Below are 16,360 nucleotides of genomic sequence, written 5' to 3'. Positions count from 1 at the left end.
GGGGAAGGCGTGAGCCTTCCGAGGCGGACGCGGGCGATATAGAAGATGGTGCGCTGCGGGGCAGGGGCTGGAAGCCCCGCAGAAGAGAAGGGGGTTCATATCATGCGGGTACTTTATGTTGCTGCTGAAGCGGTGCCGTTCGCCAAGACCGGGGGCCTGGCAGACGTTGCGGGATCTCTCCCGAAGGAACTCGTCAAGCAGGGCGTCGACATCCGCGTCGTCATGCCGAAGTTCGGCAAGATTTCAGCGGAATACATCGACAAGATGGAACATCTTTACGACGGCACGCTCAATGTTGCGTGGCGTGACAAGTTCGTCGGCGTTGACCGACTCGTCATGGACGGCGTGACCTACTACTTCATCGACAATGAAGAATACTTCTACCGCGAGGGCTTCTACGGCTACGATGACGATGCGGAGCGCTTCTCCTTCTTCGCGCGCGCCGTCCTGAACCTCTTGGAGGCGATGGATTTCTGGCCCGACATCATCCATGCGAACGACTGGCACGCGGGACTCGTTCCCGTGCTCTTGAAGCTTGAGCACATGGGAGATGCGCGCTACGAGAAGATCCGCACGATCTACACGATCCACAACCTCAAGTATCAAGGCGTCTTCCCGAAGAACGTCATGCAGGACGTCTTGGGACTCGACTGGAAGTATTTCACGAACGGCGATCTGGAGTTCTACGATGCCGTCAACTTCATGAAGGGCGGCCTGACCTACGCCGACTATATCTCGACGGTGTCGCGCACCTACGCCGAGGAGATCCAGTACGAATACTTCGGCGAGATGCTCGACGGGCTTCTTAGGAAGAGGAGCGCGGACATCTACGGCATTGTCAACGGACTCGACTACGAAGTCTACAACCCGGCGACGGACAAGGCGATCTATGAGACGTTCGACATTACGTCCATCGACCGCAAGATCGACAACAAGGTCGCGCTGCAGAAGCAGCTCGGACTGCCCGTAAATCGTCAGATCCCGATGGTCGCGCTCGTCTCGCGACTCGTGCCGCCCAAGGGTCTCGATCTCATCGTGCGCGTCATGGATGAGATCCTGCAGCACGAGGACATCCAGTTTGTCGTCCTCGGCACGGGCGACAAGGTCTATGAGGATTGGTTCAAGGGGCTCGCGTGGCGTTTCCCGAGCAAGGTTTCGGCGAACATCCGCTTCTCGAACGAGCTTGCGCAGCGCATCTATGCGGGCGCGACCGTCTTCCTCATGCCGTCGAACTACGAGCCGTGCGGCATCGGCCAGCTCATCGCCATGCGCTACGGCACGATTCCCGTCGTGCGCGAGACGGGCGGACTCAAGGACACGGTCACGCAGTTCAGCAACAAGACGGGCGAGGGCACGGGCTACCTCTTTAGCAACTACAACGCGCACGAAATGATGTACGCCGTCAAGCGCGCCATCCGCGAATGCAGCACGCTCGAAATCTGGCAGAAGATCGTCAAGAACGCCATGCAGGCGGACTTCAGCTGGAAGAAATCGGCAGGAGAGTACAAGGCGCTCTATGAGAAATTATTGGCGAAGTGAGATTTGGCAAAGCCCAACGCTTGCGTTGGGCTTTCTTGCCTTTCTCGCCTATTAATTTTCTGCGAAGAAAAGACGAAACAAAGTAGAGAAGGGGAAGAGGGAAGTGCGTTTTCTATCGGTGCTTTCCTAGCGGATTTCCCTGCTTTTTCGAATAATTTAGGAGGCGATATTATGGCGCAGCGAGAAGCGGAGCACAACTCGCAAGATGTGTTTTACCGCTCGCCCGTGGGACCCGCCGAGGCATCATCCTCCGTCCAACTCGGCATTCGCATCCGAACGCAGGACGAAGTATCGAAGGTCATTCTGCGCCTTTGGCGAGAAGGCGCGGGGGAAAGGCTCATCGAGCTGGAGACGAAGTCGGCGGAAGGCGTCCAGGACCGCTTTTATGTCGCGCGCATCGATTTGCCCGATACCGGCTGCCTGCTATGGTACTATTTCATCGTTGCCACGAGTTCCGGCACATGGTATTACGGCAACAACAACGAGCATCTGGGCGGCATGGGCGGCATTTACGACAACGCACCGCCGTCGTTCCAGATCACCGTGTTCAACAAGGGCGCGAAGACCCCTGACTGGGCGAAGCATGCCGTCATGTACCAGATCTTCCCCGATCGCTTCTGCCGCGAGGGCGATGCGATCGTCGAGAAGAAGGGCGCCGTCGTGCACGCGCACTGGGGCGACCAGCCCTGCTACTACAAGGATGTCGATACCAAGGAAATCGTGCAGTACGATTTCTTCGGCGGCAATATCAAGGGGCTGAAGTCGAAGCTTTCCTACCTGAGGGAGCTTGGCATTTCCGTCATCTACCTCAATCCCGTTTTCGAGTCGCCGAGCAACCACCACTACGATACGGGCGACTACCACAAGATCGATCCGATCTTCGGCACGAACGAGGAGTTTCAAGACCTCGTGAAGGCGGCGAAGGCCGAGGGCATCCGCATCGTCCTCGACGGCGTATTCAGCCATACGGGAAGCGACAGCATCTACTTCAACCGCGAGGGCAATTACGATAGCTTAGGCGCGTTCCAGTCGCAGGAGTCGCCCTATTACAGCTGGTACAACTTCCATAAGTATCCTTACGAATACGACAGCTGGTGGGGATTTTCCACGCTGCCGAACGTGACGGAGACGACGCCTTCCTACATGGACTTCGTGATCCGCGACGAGAACAGCGTGCTGCATTACTGGACGAAGATGGGCATCGGCGGCTGGCGTCTCGATGTCGTCGACGAACTGCCCGCGAAGTTCACGCAAGGCTTCTACCGCGAACTCAAGGCGATGAATCCCGATGCGATTCTCATCGGCGAGGTCTGGGAGGACGCGTCGAACAAGATCAGCTACGGCGTGCCGCGCGAGTACCTCTGCGGGCAGGAAATCGACTCGGCGATGAACTATCCATTCCGCAAGACGGTCTTGGACTTCCTGCTCAACTACGTTGACGGACGCCAGGCGATGCGCCTTCTGGAGAGCCTCCGAGAGAATTACCCGAAGGAAAATTTCTACGTGATGATGAACCTCATCGGCAGCCACGACGTCGAGCGAGCGATCACGCTCTTGGGCGAGGCGCCGTTCTACGACGGCATGCCGGCGATCCATCAGTCGCGCTTCAAACTCGACGCCGAGCACTACAAACTCGGCACGGATCGGCTGCGCCTCGCGGCGCTTCTGCAGATGACGTATCCGGGAATGCCGTGCATCTACTACGGCGATGAGATCGGCATGCAGGGATTCCGCGACCCGTACAACCGCAGCCCGTACGCATGGGAGAATCCGGATGCCTCCGTGCGCGACTGGTACAAGAAGCTCATACGCCTGCGAAACGAGCATACGGCGCTTCAAACGGGCGACCTCCTGCCGCTCGCGGGCGAGGGCAACATTCTCGCCTATGCGCGCACGATCCGAAGCGGCACGGACGAGTTCGGCGCACCCGCGAAGAACGAGGCCTTCGTCGTCATCATCAACCGCAGTCGTACGCAGGAGGAGAAGGTCATGCTCAATGTCGGCGATTTCCTGCAGGGAACATTGCAGGAAGCTCTCGAAGGGGAGGAACGCGTGCAGGTTCAGCGCGGCGTCCTGACCGTGAAGCTCCCGCCCCTTTCGGCGCGCATCTACGAGGCCGTGCAGGAGGAGAGGCGCTTCCCGCGCGAAGCGGGCGTCCTGCTTCATCCGACATCCCTGCCGTCAAAGTACGGCATCGGCGATCTTGGCGGCGACGCTTATCGCTTCGTCGATTTCCTCGCCGCCGCCGGGCAGAAGGTCTGGCAGGTTCTGCCGCTGTGCCCCGTCAGCGATTTCGGCTATTCGCCTTATCAATCGCCGTCGGCGTTCGCGGGCAATCCCATGCTCATTTCGCTCGACATGCTCATCGACGACGGACTGCTCGCGGCGCGTGACGTGAAGGCGGCGGCCGACAGTGCGACCGCTTTCATCGATTATGAGCGGGCATGGGCGTTCAAGAAGAAGCATTTGGAGCGTGCGTGGAAGAACTTCCAGAAACAGGGAGAAAGCGACGCTTTCCGGGATTTCTGCGATAAGGAGGCAGCCTGGCTTGACGACTACGCGCTCTTCGAGGCCTTGAAGGCTGAGAACAAGAAAGCGCCGTGGTTCGAGTGGAAGCCAGAGCTGAAGGAGCGACAGAACGCTGCGCTTCGTGCGGCGCGAGAGCGCCTGGCGGACGAGATCGGCTGCCAGAAGTTCTGGCAGTATCTGTTTGACAAAGAGTGGAAACACCTGCACGACTACGCGCGAAAGAAGGGCGTCAAAGTCATGGGCGACATGCCCATCTTCGTCTCGCACGACAGTGTCGACGTCTGGGCGAACCAAGGCTTGTTCTCGCTCAACGAGGACGGCACGGCGAAGACGGTCGCGGGCGTGCCGCCCGACTACTTCAGCGCGACGGGACAGCTGTGGGGCAACCCGCAGTACGACTGGACGGCGATGAAGGAGGACGGCTACGGCTGGTGGAAGGCTCGCTTCCGGAAGCTTTGCTCGCTCGTCGACATCGTGCGCCTCGATCACTTCCGCGGCTTCGAGGCGTATTGGGAGATCGACGGCAAGGCGAAGACGGCGGTCAACGGCTGCTGGCGCAAGGGGCCTGGCAAGGCATTCTTCGAAGAGATGGAGAAGTCGGTCGAGAATCTTTCCATCGTCGCCGAAGATCTTGGCATCATCACCGACGAAGTCGAAAAACTGCGCGACGACTGCGGCTATCCGGGCATGAAGGTTCTGCACTTCTGCCTGAACTTCAACGAGATGCGCCGCGTCGGAATCGCCGTGCCCGAAAACTCCATCGTCTACACGGGCACGCACGACAACAATACGACGGTCGGCTGGTTCACGCAGGATCTCGACGCCCCCGAGCGGGCGGCGGTCGCGGAGCTTTTGAACGCACACGCCGACCGGCCGAAGGACATCTGCGATAAGCTCGTCGAGTTCGCCTATGCGTCGAACGCGCGTCTCGTCATCGTCCCCATGCAGGATGTACGCGCCCTCGACAGCCGCAGCCGTATGAACGTGCCCGGCACCGTCGGCATCAACTGGCGCTGGCGGCTCAAGGACTTCGCACATGCCGAAGAGGACGCGAAGCGCCTTAGGGGCTTGTGCGAGCTGTACGAAAGGTAGCGTATGCAATGGGATGGCGGAAAAGATCCGCCGTCCCTGCAGATATATGATTACAGCAAAGGAGATCTGATACAATGGCTGAAAAGGATTATCTCTATGTGGTGAAGAAGCCCTGCCCGATCTGCAGCATGGAAACGCGTGCGACGAAGGTGCGCTCGCGCCTCATTACCGAGACGGTCGACAATGACCTCTGCACGCACTACAAGGACATCAATCCTTACTACTACCGCATCTGGGTCTGTGAGCACTGCGGCTACGCCGAGGACGAACGCCACTTCCTGAACGGCGTCGCACCGAAGGCGAAGAAGGAGATTCAGGACTTCCTCGCTGGACATAATGGAACGAGCGAGTTCAAGGAGCAGCGCACGCGCGACGATGCCATCAAGGCGCTGAAGCTCGCGATCTTCTACACGAAGTTCACGACGGAGACATTCGCCCACAAGGCGGGACTGAACCTCACGCTCGCATGGATCTACCGTGAGGCAGGCGACAAGGAGAACGAGGAGAAGTTCCTCGCGGAAGCCGGCAAGCTCTACATCGAGTCGCGCTCGCGCGAGGTTTTCCCGCAAGGACAGATGACGGAAGCCGACTGCATCTACCTGATCGGTGCGATCCACTTCCGCCTCGGCGACTACGATACGGCTGGCCGCTACCTGTCGATGCTCATGCACAACAAGGAGCTTGAGACGAAGGAACGCGTGACCGTCGACCGCGCGAAGGATCTGTGGTCAGACATGCGTGACAAGATGAAGGAAGAGCGTGCCGAGACGTCGGACGATGCGTCTCCTGCAGAGTGAAAAGAAGGGAAGTGCAAATTGCAGAAAACATACAAGGTCTTAGCGCTTTTGCTCGCGCTCGCCTTCCTCGCCCTTCCTGCTGCTGAGGCCGGCAGGAAGGACAAGGCGGAAGAGATGCCGCGCCAGAAGCGCATCATGTTCATTCCGCACGACAACCGTCCGATCTCGGACAAGCAGACGGCGGACGTCGTGCGCGAACTTGGCTATGAGGTCATCGTGCCGCCCGACGACATGCTCGGCAGCCGCACCGACCTCGGGCATCCCGAGGAGCTTTGGACTTGGGCGGAGGAAAATGCGTCCGGGGTCAGCGCCGCCGTCATCTCGTCGGACTCGATGCTCTACGGCAGTCTCGTTGGCTCAAGGAAGCACGACTGCACGCGCGGCGAGATCATGGCGCGCCTCAAGAACTTCGAGGATTTCCGCGCAGCGCATCCCGCGCTGCCGCTCTACGTCTTCGGCTCGATCATGCGCACGCCGCGCTCGGGCGAGGCGTCGGGATCGGAAGAGCCGGGCTATTACAAGAACTACGGCGCGGACATCTTTCGCTACACGCTCCTGACGGACAAGCAGGAAGTCGAAGGACTGACGTCGAGGGAAAAGAAGGAATATGCCTTCTTGAAGGAGCTGATTCCCGAAAAGTCCATGGAAGACTGGATGAGCCGCCGCACGAAGAATTTCGCGGCGAACGAAAAACTCATCGACTATACGAAGAGCGGCGTCTTTGACTACTTCGTGCTCGGGCGCGACGACAATGCGCCGTACTCGCAGACGCACATGGAAGGCCGGAAGCTCCTTGCCTACAGCGCAGGACTGGGCTCCTCGAAGTTTCAGACGATGTCGGGCATTGATGAGGTGGGGCTTCTCCTGCTTTCGCGCGCCGTCAACAACATCGAGCACAAGATGCCCTTCATTCACGTTCGCTACAACAAGGGAACGGGCGGGCGCACCGTGCCCGCCTACTCCGACGAGCACATCCAGGATTCGGTGCGCGCCGCTGCCACGGCGGCGGGGGCTGTCCTCATTCAGCGCCCCGAGACGTCGGAGTACGTCCTGCTCGTCAACACGAATCCCAACGGCAAGACGTATGAAGCGAACGAGCGCACGAACGACGGCAAGGTGCGCGATGGCACGCAGTACTTCCTCGATCTGCTCAAGGACTACATCGCTAAAGGTTATCCCGTCGGCATCGCCGACGTCGCCTATGCGAACGGCGCGGACAACGCACTCATGGAAGGCCTGAAGCGCGAAGATCTGCTGTTCAAGCTGCGTGCGTATTCCGGTTGGAATACGCCGACGAACAGCACGGGCTTTGCCGTCGCTGAGGGGCTGCTTGCCGAGCGCATGACGGACGACGCGCGGGACAGCCTCCTGCTCACGCGCTACCTCGACGACTGGGCGTATCAGGCGAACGTCCGCAACAAGATCGCGCGTCAGCTCGGCTGGCTGCGCGGCAGCGGCGTCTACATGAGCCTCGACGACAAGATCCTCGGCGTTCAGTACCGCGCCGACCGCATGATGCGCGAGTTCGCCGACAACAATCTGCCGCCCCTGCCCGCACTGCGCGAGATAAAGGTCAACTTCCCATGGAATCGCATGTTCGAAGCCGACATCGTGACGGCACAGTGATGTAAGAAACGCATAGAAAAGAGCCGCCCGAAGCTGGATTCCAGCTTCGGGCGGCTCTTTCGTGTTTCCTTTAGTTTTCCTTGCGGAATTTCTGCATGAAGTCGACGAGAGCGGCGACGCCTTCGTAGGGCATCGCGTTGTAGATCGACGCTCTCATGCCGCCGACGGAGCGGTGTCCCTTGACGCCGCCAAGTCCGTATTCTGCGGCTTCGGCGACGAACTTCTTCTCAAGCTCCTCGCTCGGCAGGCGGAAGGTGACGTTCATGAAGGAGCGGCTGTCCTTGTCCGCATGTCCCTTGTAGAAGCCGTCGGAGCTGTCGATTGCATCGTAGAGCAGCGCAGCCTTCTTCTCGTTGCGCTTCGCCATTTCGGCGAGACCGCCCTGCGCCTTGATCCATGCGGCGACCTTGCCGACCATGTAGATGCCGAAAGCGGGCGGCGTGTTGTAGAGGGAGTTCTTCTTGTAGTGCGTCGAGTAGCGAAGCATTGTGGGGAGCGTCTCGGGGCTCTTTTCGAGCAGCGACTTCTTCGCGACGACGAGGCAGGTTCCGGCGGGGCCGAGGTTCTTCTGCACACCTGCGTAGATGAAGCTGAATTTCTTGAAGTCGAGGGGACGCGAGAGCATGTCGGACGACATGTCGGCAAAGAGCGGAACTTCGCCCGTCTCGGGAATGTAGTGATACTCCGTGCCGTAGATCGTGTTGTTGTAACACAGATGAAGATACGCTGCATTCGGATCGAGTTTGATTTCTTCCTGCGTCGGCACATGGCGGAAGCCGCCGTCCTTCGAGGAAGCCGCGATCTCACCGACGCCGAGGAGTGCGGCCTCTTCGTAAGCCTTCGTCGCGAAGCTGCCCGACAGCACATAGCTGCCCTTCTTCTCCTTCGTCGCATAGTTCATCGCAATCATGGCGAAAGCGAGGCTTGCGCCGCCCTGCACGAAGAGCGCGTCGTAGTCGTCGCCGAGTCCCATGAGCGAGAGGATGTCCGCCTTCGCCTGGTTGTGCACCTCGTCATACGCCTTGGCGCGGTGCGAAACCTCCAGGATCGACATGCCCGAGTTGTCGAAATTGAGAAACTCCGCCTGCGCTTCCTTGAGCACCTCAAGCGGCAGAGCGGCAGGGCCGGGATTGAAATTGTAAATGCGATTCGCTTCCACAGAAAGACCTCCTGACAGAGTGAAAAGTGACTCCTATACAAATATACACTCAATTCTACCCCCTTTTTCGTGTTTTCGTCAAGTGAATCTTTGTTTTCTCGGTAAGTATGCTTGCCATACGATTGTCCACTGGATAAGTTGCTGAAAAAATGATATGATATTACTATGAAAGTCCAAGAAGTCAAGCCGAAGGCGCAGACTGATTGGATAACTTTCATTAAGGGCGGCGCACAATGTCCACAGAGTGGACGTTTGTGCGTGTAGTTTACTATGAAAGTCCAAGAAGTCAAGCCGAAGGCGCAGACTGATTGGATAACTTTCATTAAGGGCGGCGCACAATGTCCACAGAGTGGACGTTTGTGCGTGTAACTTGCTTATGGAGTGAACATCTAGTCGTAGAGGAGCGATGGATATGAAAATTCTCGTAGCAGACGGCGTATCTCAGAAGGCGATTGACATCCTTTCCCCGAAGTTTGAGGTTGTCGAGAAGCCGAAGCTTTCGCATGAGGAGCTTCTGGACATCATCGGCGATTTCGAGGCTGTTATCGTGCGCTCGGCATCGAAAGTGACGAAGGACGTCATCGACAAGGCGGCGAAGCTCAAGATCATCGGCCGCGCCGGCGTCGGCGTCGACAACATCGACGTGGCGGCGGCGACGGCGCGCGGCATCATCGTCATCAATTCGCCGGGCGGCAATACGATCGCGGCGACGGAGCACACGATGGCGATGATGCTCGCGATGAGCCGTAACATCCCCATAGCCAACGAGACGATGCAGAAGGGCGAGTGGAACCGCAAGAAGTATGTCGGCGTCGAGCTGCGCGGCAAGACGCTCGGCGTCATCGGCATGGGGCGCATCGGCTCGGGCGTCGCCAAGCGTGCGCTCTCCTTCGATATGAACGTCATCGGCTACGATCCGTACATCAACGAGGAGCGCGCCAAGGCGATGGGCGTCGTCGTCGGCACGCTCGATGAAGTGATCGAGAAGTCGGATTTCATCACGGTGCACATGCCGCTCAATCCCGATACGAAGGACATGCTCGACAAGAAGGCGATCGCACGCATGAAGAAGGGCGTGCGCCTCGTCAACTGCGCGCGCGGCGGCATCATCAACGAGCAGGATCTCGCCGACGCTGTGAAGGCGGGGCATGTCGCAGGCGCGGCGATTGACGTCTTCACGAGCGAGCCTTTGGAAGAGGGAAATCCGCTCGTCGGCGTGCCGGGCATCATCCTCACGCCGCATCTTGGCGCATCGACGGTCGAGGCGCAGATCGGCGTCGCTCTCGACGTGGCGGAGGGAATCCGCGCGGCGCTTTCGGGCGAGCCTGTCTTGACGGCAGTCAACATGGCGCCCGTGTCGGCGGACGTCATGCACGTCATCCGTCCCTATCTCGACCTCGCCGAGCGTCTTGGCTGTACGGTATGCTCGCTGGCTGACGGCGCGATCACGGAGCTCGCCGTCGAGTACAGCGGCGACATCACCGAGGTCAACACGCAGATGCTCACGACGGGCGTCATCAAGGGCATGCTGAACCCCGTCCTGGAATTCAACGTCAATTACGTCAACGCACCGAGCCTTGCCAAGGAGCGCAGCATCAAGGTGCGCGAGGTAAAGCACAAGGAGTCGCAGGACTTCCAGAACCTCATCTCCGTCTGCGTCAAGACGGCGAAGGGAGAAACGGTCGTCAAGGGCACGCTCTTCGGCACGGAAGGCCGCATCGTCTCGATCAACGGCTACCGCGTCGACGTCGATCCGCACGATCGCATTCTCATCTGCCCGCACATCAACCGCCCCGGCGTCATCGGCACGGTCGGCACGATGATGGGCGAGCGCGGCGTCAACATTTCGAGCATGCAGGTTGGCCGCACGGACAAGGAAGGAACGAACGTCATGGTGCTGACCGTCGATCACGACATCCCCGAAGATCTGCTGCAGCAGATCACCGCCGTCGACGGCATCTTCGGCGCGCGCCTCGTGAACTTCCACGCCATCTGAGGCTTGGATGCGGCAGATGCTCGTCTGCGGTGAACGCTGATGAAGGCTGCAGGCGTGATGAAAAACACGGTGGAGAGAAGTTTCCTCAAAAAGGGGCGGCATGGGCAGGCCGCCCCTTTTCTTGTTCCATCATGTAGGTTATAATGGAGGAGGAAAGAGAGAGGAGGCCATCATGAATTTGAGAAAAGCAATGCTGATCGGCGCTGTCTTGCTGACTGTCCTGGCTGCTGCGGCGTACAGTCTGCAAGGTTCCTTTGCCGGTTTCGGTTTTGGCGGTCCTAAGGTGCTTGTCGCGTATTTCTCCCGCGCGGGTGAGAATTATGCTGTCGGCCGCACCGAGAAGGGCAATACGGCGGCACTGGCGGAGATCATCGCCGACGAAACAGGCGGCGATCTTTTTGAGATCAAGACGAAGGAGGCGTATCCGGAGAAGCTCAAGGAGGTGCTTGAGGTCGCACGTCGTGAGCAGAAGGAGAACGCGCGGCCGGAGCTTGCGGAGAAGGTGAATCTCGCCGACTACGACATCATCTTCCTCGGCTACCCGAACTGGTGCAGCGATATGCCGATGGCGGTCTATACGTTCCTCGAAACGAACGATTTCGAGGGCAAGACGATCATTCCGTTTTCGACGTCCCTGACGGATGCTCTGACGGGAAATGAGAAGAACATCCCGCTCCATGCGAAGGGCGCGAAGGTTCTCGACGGTCTCGGCCTTGAAGGGAAGTTTGTCCACGATACGCCGAGGCTCGTGAAGCCCTTGGTCAAGGAATGGCTCGACAACCTCAACTGGAAAGAAGCTGCGAAAAGCGAATAGGGATATGGGAAAGGGAAGAGACTTCCTCTGCGCGCAGAGGAAGCCTCTTCCCTTTTTATATGTAGTATTCCGTCTTGTCGGCGGGCTTCAGGGAGAATTCGCGGAAGATGCGGTCACGGATGTGGAGAAAGTCGGGACTTGTGCGGTCACGTTTGCCGTGGAGGTCGACCTCGATGATGCTCTTGACCTTGCCGGGGTTCGGCGTCATGACAACGACGCGGTCGGCGAGCACGACGGCTTCGTCGATGTCGTGCGTGACGAAGATGATGGTCTTGCCCTGCCTGCGGCAGATGGCGGAGATCTCGTCCTGCAGGCTCATGCGCGTGATGGCGTCGAGGGCGGCGAACGGTTCATCCATGAAGATGATGTCGGGATCGACGGCGAGGGCGCGCGCGATGGCGACGCGCTGCTGCATGCCGCCCGAGAGTTCTGCGGGATGGTGCGAGGCGAAGCGCTCCAAGCCGACGAGGGCGAGGTAGCGGCGCGCGATCTTTGCGCGCTCTTCGGGCGCTGTGCCGAGACTTTCGAGCCCCAGTTCGACGTTCTTTTCCACCGTGCGCCACGGCAGGAGCCCGTAGTTCTGGAAGATCGTGACGTTCTTGATGCACGGTGAGGTGACCTCCTCGCCCGCGATGCGCACGCTGCCGCTCGATACGCGGTCGAAGCCCGCGAGCGCTGCGAGGAGCGTGCTCTTGCCGCAGCCCGAGGGGCCGAGGAGGCAGATGAATTCGCCGTGCTCGATGGCTAGGTCGACGTGGGAGAGCGCCGTGAAGCGTGCGCCCTTCTGTTCGTAGTGGCGGCAGACGTCTCGTATTTCGATGTAGCTCATGATTTCCTTCCTCGTATGCCCCAGGCGCGGTAAAGCTGCCTCTCGGCGAGGCTCATGGCGCTGTCCAAGAGAAGTCCGAGAAGTCCGATGGTGAGGATTGCTGCCATCAGGAGGTCGGCTCTGAGATTGTTTCGCGCATCGATGATGAGGAAGCCCAGCCCCGATTGGGCGCCGACCATCTCGCCGGCGACGAGGAAGACCCAGGCCGTGCCGAGGGCGAGGTGAAGCCCCGTGGCAATCTGCGGGAAGATGGCGGGCAGGATGATCTTCGTGAAAACGGCAGGCTCTTTGATGCCGAAGTTTTGCGCGACCTTCAGATAGACGGGGTCGAGCTTCTGCACGGCGGCGACAGTCGCGAGCAGCACGGGGAAGAACGCTGCGAGGAAGATGATGACGATGGCAGGCGCTTCGCCGATGCCGAAGAAGAGTACGATGAAGGGCAGCCAGGCGACGGGTGAGACGGGGCGAAGAACCTGCGCGATGGGGTTGAGGTACGCCCATACCTTGGAGTACCAGCCGAGAATGAGACCTGCAGCGAGCGCGAGGAGGACGGAGGCGAGGTAGCCGACGGCGAAGCGCACGAGGCTCGCCGCGACATCCTCGAAGAGCACACCGTCCTTGAGGAGCTCGACAAATCCCAGGATGGCGGCGAGCGGTGAGGGGAAAAGCGCTTCGTGCCAGCCGCCGAACGCACAGATCGCCTGCCAAAAGAGGAGAGTGACGGCGGCTGCGCCGATAAGATGCCGGACGTTTTTCATAAATCACAAACCTTTCAAGGGAGAAGGCTTCGGTCGACGAAGTCTTCGTAGGGCGGCGCTTTCTGCAGCAGCCCCGCCGCTTTCATGCGTGCGGTCAATGCATCGTAGGTCTCTTCGCTGATGGCGAGATCGTCGTAGGAGATCCAGCCGAAGGATTTTTCCAGTACGGCGGGCTTCGTCTTGAGAAAATGGCCGGCGATCTCCGGCCGGCTTTCAGGATGTTCGCTCAGATGCTCGCTCGCCTCCATGTATGCCTTGACCGTCGCGCGTGCAAGTTCCTCATTTTCGCGCACGAAGCTGCCGTTGAAAACGAGGGCGCAGCACGGGCTTTCGTTCCAGAGTTCGTCATCACGCGCGAAGAGTTTTCCCACGCCGAGAGCGATGGCCTGCGAGCCGAAAGGCTCGGCAACGCAGTAGCCGGCGATTTGTTTCTGCGCGAGTGCGGCGGGCATTTCGGGCGGCGTCATCTCGACGACTTTCAGATCGCGTTCCGTCATGCCGTGAGCGGCGAGAAGCTCGTCGAGGAGCAGCTTGTGCGTCGATTGCTTGTGCGGGATGGCGAAGACTTTGCCCTTGAGGTCTTCGACGCGTTCGATCTCGGGCAGGGTGACGACGATGTTGCCGTCCTTGTGCCCGAGGGTCGCCGCCTTGAGATCGATGCCTTGTTCGCGCGCTTTGACGGCAAGCTCGATGAGCACCGAGGCGCCGTCGACGCGCCCTGTGTTGAGCGCGTCCATAAGCTCGGGCCATGAGCCGTACTTGATCAGCTCGATCCGGACGGGACCGTCGGGCGATTCCATTTCCTTTTGGGCAAAGAGCGGCAGGGCATGGGTGGTCGGCAGGTAGGCGAGGCGCACGGTGCGCACGTCTCGCGGCTCGGCTTCGCTTCGGTAGCTGCCGAAGATGGCGAGTGCGCCGACGACGGCAAGGAGTGAAGCGAGGACGAGGATGCGTTTTCTTGCTGCTTGTTTCATGCGTTTGCCGCCTTCGCTGCCGGTATGGAATCCGTCTCGCCGCTCGCTTCCGAGGCGGAAAGCTGCAGCGGTGCGCACGTCTTCCAGCCGAGCGCCCGACGCGCTTCGTCGATGTCTTCGAGCATTTTCTTCGCGAGCGCCTTGGGATCGGTGATGACCGTCATGACGGCGCCGAGCGTTTCCTGCGTGTCCTTCTTGAGGAAGTTCTCGACGTTCGTCGAGCCCTGTACGGGCGGTTCGACGCAGTGGTAGGAGTTGATGCCGAAGAGGCGGAAGGCGAGCGAGGCGTCAAGTCCCTTCTCGTTCGCCCACTCGGGACTCGCAAACGCGAACGGCATGTCCTTGATGTCCTTGCCTGCCGCTGCTGCCGTGCCGCCGAGGATCGTCGAGGCGCGCGTGTTGTCGACGCACTCGCCCATGTGCCATACGGGCGGCTGGTCTTCGCCGAGGAATTCGCGCAGATTCCTGCTCGTCTTGGTGAGCGCCGAGAGGCTGCAGTAGCCGAGCTTCAAGAGCGGGAACGAGGCGCAGCCGTTGGTGAAGATGAGGACATCGTTCTTTATCAGCTCCTCAGCGATGTCGATGATGGCGCGCTCGTAGACGACGCGCGGGTTGTTGCAGCCGACCATGTTGACGATGCCGCGGATCTTGCCGCTCTTCAGCGCTTCTGCAATCGCGCCGAATCCCTTGTAGCGATCGCTGACGGATTCGGCACTGAAGCCAATTTCCGCCGTGACTTCGTAGGCGGGGATGAAGACGGGCACGTCGCGCCGCGCGGCGAAGCTTTCGATGGCGCGCGTGACGATTTTGCGCGCGAGCTTCTCCGTGTCGGCGACGTTCGAGTGATGGTGGTCGTAGGCGTAGTGCTCCGCACCGGGCAGACGCGCCGCATCGCTCGTCGTGACGACGGTCGTCTTGAAGCAGCGCGCCACGTCCATGATGGAGGGGAAGACGTCCTGCACGTCGGCGACCCAGAGGTCGAGCGCACCCGTGCCGAGCACGAGTTCTGCGCCGACGGCGTTCGAGAGCGGGATGACGCCTTCGTAGCGGTACATGGCGGCGAGGCACGAACAGCAGATGCCGTAGAACTGGATGCCCTCTGCGCCGTGTTTCTTCGCGAGGTCGATGAATTCCTGCGTGCGGCCGATACGCACGATTTCGCTGACGAGCGTCGGCAGATGGCCGTGCACGGCGATGTTGACCCAGCCTTTCTTGAGTGCTCCGACGTTGACCTTCGAGGTCGCGCGATGACCGACGCCGAAGAGCGCGTCGGTCGCGATGTTGGCGGCGACGACGCCCGTGTAGCAGAAGGCGAGGCCGCAGCGCAGGAACTGCTTCATGACGCTCTGCCAATCGCCGTCCGTGCCGCAGCCCGTGCGGTGGAAGGCGTCGAAGACCTCGTTGTAGGCGCTGATCGGCAGAATGTCGAGTTTCTGCCAGACTTCTTTTCGTTCGGCGGGGGCGAGTGCAGCGATGGAGCGATACTCTTCGGGCAGGGCGCGCGAGAGATCGGCGAGCAGCACGTCGGCAAGGCGGCTCGCGAGGCGGCGCGTGCTCTGACCGCGCGTATTGATGCCGAAGGCACGGCAGACCTCGCGGATGCGCTTTGCTCCGAGGAGCGGCAGTTTGAGCTTGCCTTCGGCGGCGAACTTCAGCGACAGCAGCACTTCGCGCGCGTGTGCGCCGTGCTGGGCGACGCCGCCCGCAGCGCTCCGAAGGAGGTTGCGCGAGACGATGAGGTCGGCATCGGCGCCGCAGACGCCGCGCGGGCTCTTCGCCGTGATCTTGCACGGCCCCATGTTGCAGTTCTTGCAGCAGACGCCGGCGAGGCCGAAAGAACACTGCGGCTTCTGCTGATCGAAGCGGTCGAACGCCGTATCACAGCCGATCTGTTCCATGTGCAGCAGCATCTCGCGCACGGCGGGATCGGGCGTCTTGTCGAGCACATCCTGCTTCGAGGCGAACGTCTTGCGGTAGGCGGAAACCGCCTGCATGTAGTCGTTGACTCCGCCGTGCGTGTGCGGATGCGCCGCGTCGTGCGTGTGCGGCTGCCAGGCAGGGTGTGCGTGGTCGTGATCATGTGTGTGCACATGGTCGTGCGTGTGGCCATGTGCATGTTCGTGGTCGTGGCTATGGTCGTGGCTGTGCGTGTGCTCGTGGCTGTCAATCGTCTTCTTCATGGCGGCAGCTCCTTTTTTGTAGAAGGTATTATTCATACATGTTTAGTATACAATAAAGATAATATAA

Annotated in this window: 11 protein-coding genes; 6 read left to right on the top strand and 5 right to left on the bottom strand. The window is 60.0% G+C overall.

The genetic code is table 11. The features are described from left to right. Nucleotides 1-102: 102 nt before the first annotated feature. The 4 genes from glgA to SELSP_RS10320 all read left to right on the top strand — a co-directional run bounded on the left by glgA (nt 103) and on the right by SELSP_RS10320 (nt 7,583). Nucleotides 103-1,539: a glycogen synthase GlgA gene (gene glgA, locus SELSP_RS10335; protein WP_013741015.1), complete on the top strand. Its 1,437-nt coding sequence runs from the start codon at nt 103-105 to the stop codon at nt 1,537-1,539. Between the two features lie 171 nt (nt 1,540-1,710). Beyond that, a complete protein-coding gene (gene malQ / locus SELSP_RS10330) occupies nt 1,711-5,160 on the top strand; it encodes a 4-alpha-glucanotransferase (protein ID WP_006193986.1) in 3,450 nt (1,149 codons plus the stop codon). A 74-nt stretch (nt 5,161-5,234) separates the two neighbouring features. Continuing rightward, on the top strand, nt 5,235-5,957 hold the full coding sequence (locus tag SELSP_RS10325; protein ID WP_006193987.1) for a DUF2225 domain-containing protein: 723 nt from the start codon (nt 5,235-5,237) through the stop codon (nt 5,955-5,957). An 18-nt stretch (nt 5,958-5,975) separates the two neighbouring features. Beyond that, nucleotides 5,976-7,583: a DUF4127 family protein gene (locus SELSP_RS10320; RefSeq protein ID WP_006193988.1), complete on the top strand. Its 1,608-nt coding sequence runs from the start codon at nt 5,976-5,978 to the stop codon at nt 7,581-7,583. Between the two features lie 70 nt (nt 7,584-7,653). On the opposite strand, the gene serC is transcribed toward SELSP_RS10320, so the two are convergent. Further along, nucleotides 7,654-8,742, bottom strand: coding sequence for a 3-phosphoserine/phosphohydroxythreonine transaminase (gene serC, locus SELSP_RS10315; RefSeq protein WP_006193989.1), 1,089 nt, complete (start codon nt 8,740-8,742; stop codon nt 7,654-7,656). Nucleotides 8,743-9,154: 412 nt separating this feature from the next. Between serC and serA the strand changes: the two genes are divergently transcribed. Further along, nucleotides 9,155-10,738 carry a phosphoglycerate dehydrogenase gene (gene serA, locus SELSP_RS10310; RefSeq protein WP_013741014.1) on the top strand — a complete coding sequence of 528 codons (1,584 nt, stop codon included), beginning with the start codon at nt 9,155-9,157 and terminating at the stop codon, nt 10,736-10,738. A gap of 172 nt (nt 10,739-10,910) precedes the next feature. Beyond that, the gene (locus SELSP_RS10305; protein ID WP_013741013.1) at nt 10,911-11,552 is read left to right on the top strand and encodes a flavodoxin; all 642 of its coding nucleotides are present in this window, start codon (nt 10,911-10,913) and stop codon (nt 11,550-11,552) included. 55 nt (nt 11,553-11,607) lie between these two features. Here SELSP_RS10305 and SELSP_RS10300 read toward each other — a convergent pair whose 3' ends face one another. From SELSP_RS10300 to SELSP_RS10285, 4 genes are read right to left on the bottom strand one after another with little or no spacing between them, the layout of a single operon-like run. Beyond that, a complete protein-coding gene (locus SELSP_RS10300) occupies nt 11,608-12,381 on the bottom strand; it encodes an ABC transporter ATP-binding protein (protein ID WP_006193993.1) in 774 nt (257 codons plus the stop codon). Beyond that, a complete protein-coding gene (locus SELSP_RS10295) occupies nt 12,378-13,139 on the bottom strand; it encodes an ABC transporter permease (protein WP_006193994.1) in 762 nt (253 codons plus the stop codon). The genes SELSP_RS10300 and SELSP_RS10295 overlap by 4 nt, the downstream gene beginning before the upstream one ends. 14 nt (nt 13,140-13,153) lie before the next feature. Then, nucleotides 13,154-14,113: an ABC transporter substrate-binding protein gene (locus SELSP_RS10290; RefSeq protein ID WP_006193995.1), complete on the bottom strand. Its 960-nt coding sequence runs from the start codon at nt 14,111-14,113 to the stop codon at nt 13,154-13,156. Further along, nucleotides 14,110-16,293, bottom strand: coding sequence for an anaerobic carbon-monoxide dehydrogenase catalytic subunit (locus SELSP_RS10285; protein ID WP_013741012.1), 2,184 nt, complete (start codon nt 16,291-16,293; stop codon nt 14,110-14,112). The genes SELSP_RS10290 and SELSP_RS10285 overlap by 4 nt, the downstream gene beginning before the upstream one ends. Nucleotides 16,294-16,360 lie beyond the last annotated feature (67 nt).

Source organism: Selenomonas sputigena ATCC 35185 (assembly GCF_000208405.1).
GTDB classification, from domain to species: Bacteria; Bacillota; Negativicutes; order Selenomonadales; family Selenomonadaceae; genus Selenomonas; species Selenomonas sputigena.
The sequence above is the reverse complement of the archived record's forward strand: the minus strand, read 5'-3'. Positions and strand labels throughout refer to the sequence as shown.

What these genes read in the sequence shown, in the direction of transcription:
- serA (WP_013741014.1), top strand. Translation starts at nt 9,155, where the DNA reads ATGAAAATTCTCGTAGCAGACGGCGTATCTCAGAAGGCGATTGACATC.
- SELSP_RS10325 (WP_006193987.1), top strand. Translation starts at nt 5,235, where the DNA reads ATGGCTGAAAAGGATTATCTCTATGTGGTGAAGAAGCCCTGCCCGATC.
- SELSP_RS10290 (WP_006193995.1), bottom strand. Translation starts at nt 14,113, where the DNA reads ATGAAACAAGCAGCAAGAAAACGCATCCTCGTCCTCGCTTCACTCCTT.
- SELSP_RS10295 (WP_006193994.1), bottom strand. Translation starts at nt 13,139, where the DNA reads ATGAAAAACGTCCGGCATCTTATCGGCGCAGCCGCCGTCACTCTCCTC.
- malQ (WP_006193986.1), top strand. Translation starts at nt 1,711, where the DNA reads ATGGCGCAGCGAGAAGCGGAGCACAACTCGCAAGATGTGTTTTACCGC.
- SELSP_RS10300 (WP_006193993.1), bottom strand. Translation starts at nt 12,381, where the DNA reads ATGAGCTACATCGAAATACGAGACGTCTGCCGCCACTACGAACAGAAG.
- glgA (WP_013741015.1), top strand. Translation starts at nt 103, where the DNA reads ATGCGGGTACTTTATGTTGCTGCTGAAGCGGTGCCGTTCGCCAAGACC.
- SELSP_RS10305 (WP_013741013.1), top strand. Translation starts at nt 10,911, where the DNA reads ATGAATTTGAGAAAAGCAATGCTGATCGGCGCTGTCTTGCTGACTGTC.
- SELSP_RS10285 (WP_013741012.1), bottom strand. Translation starts at nt 16,293, where the DNA reads ATGAAGAAGACGATTGACAGCCACGAGCACACGCACAGCCACGACCAT.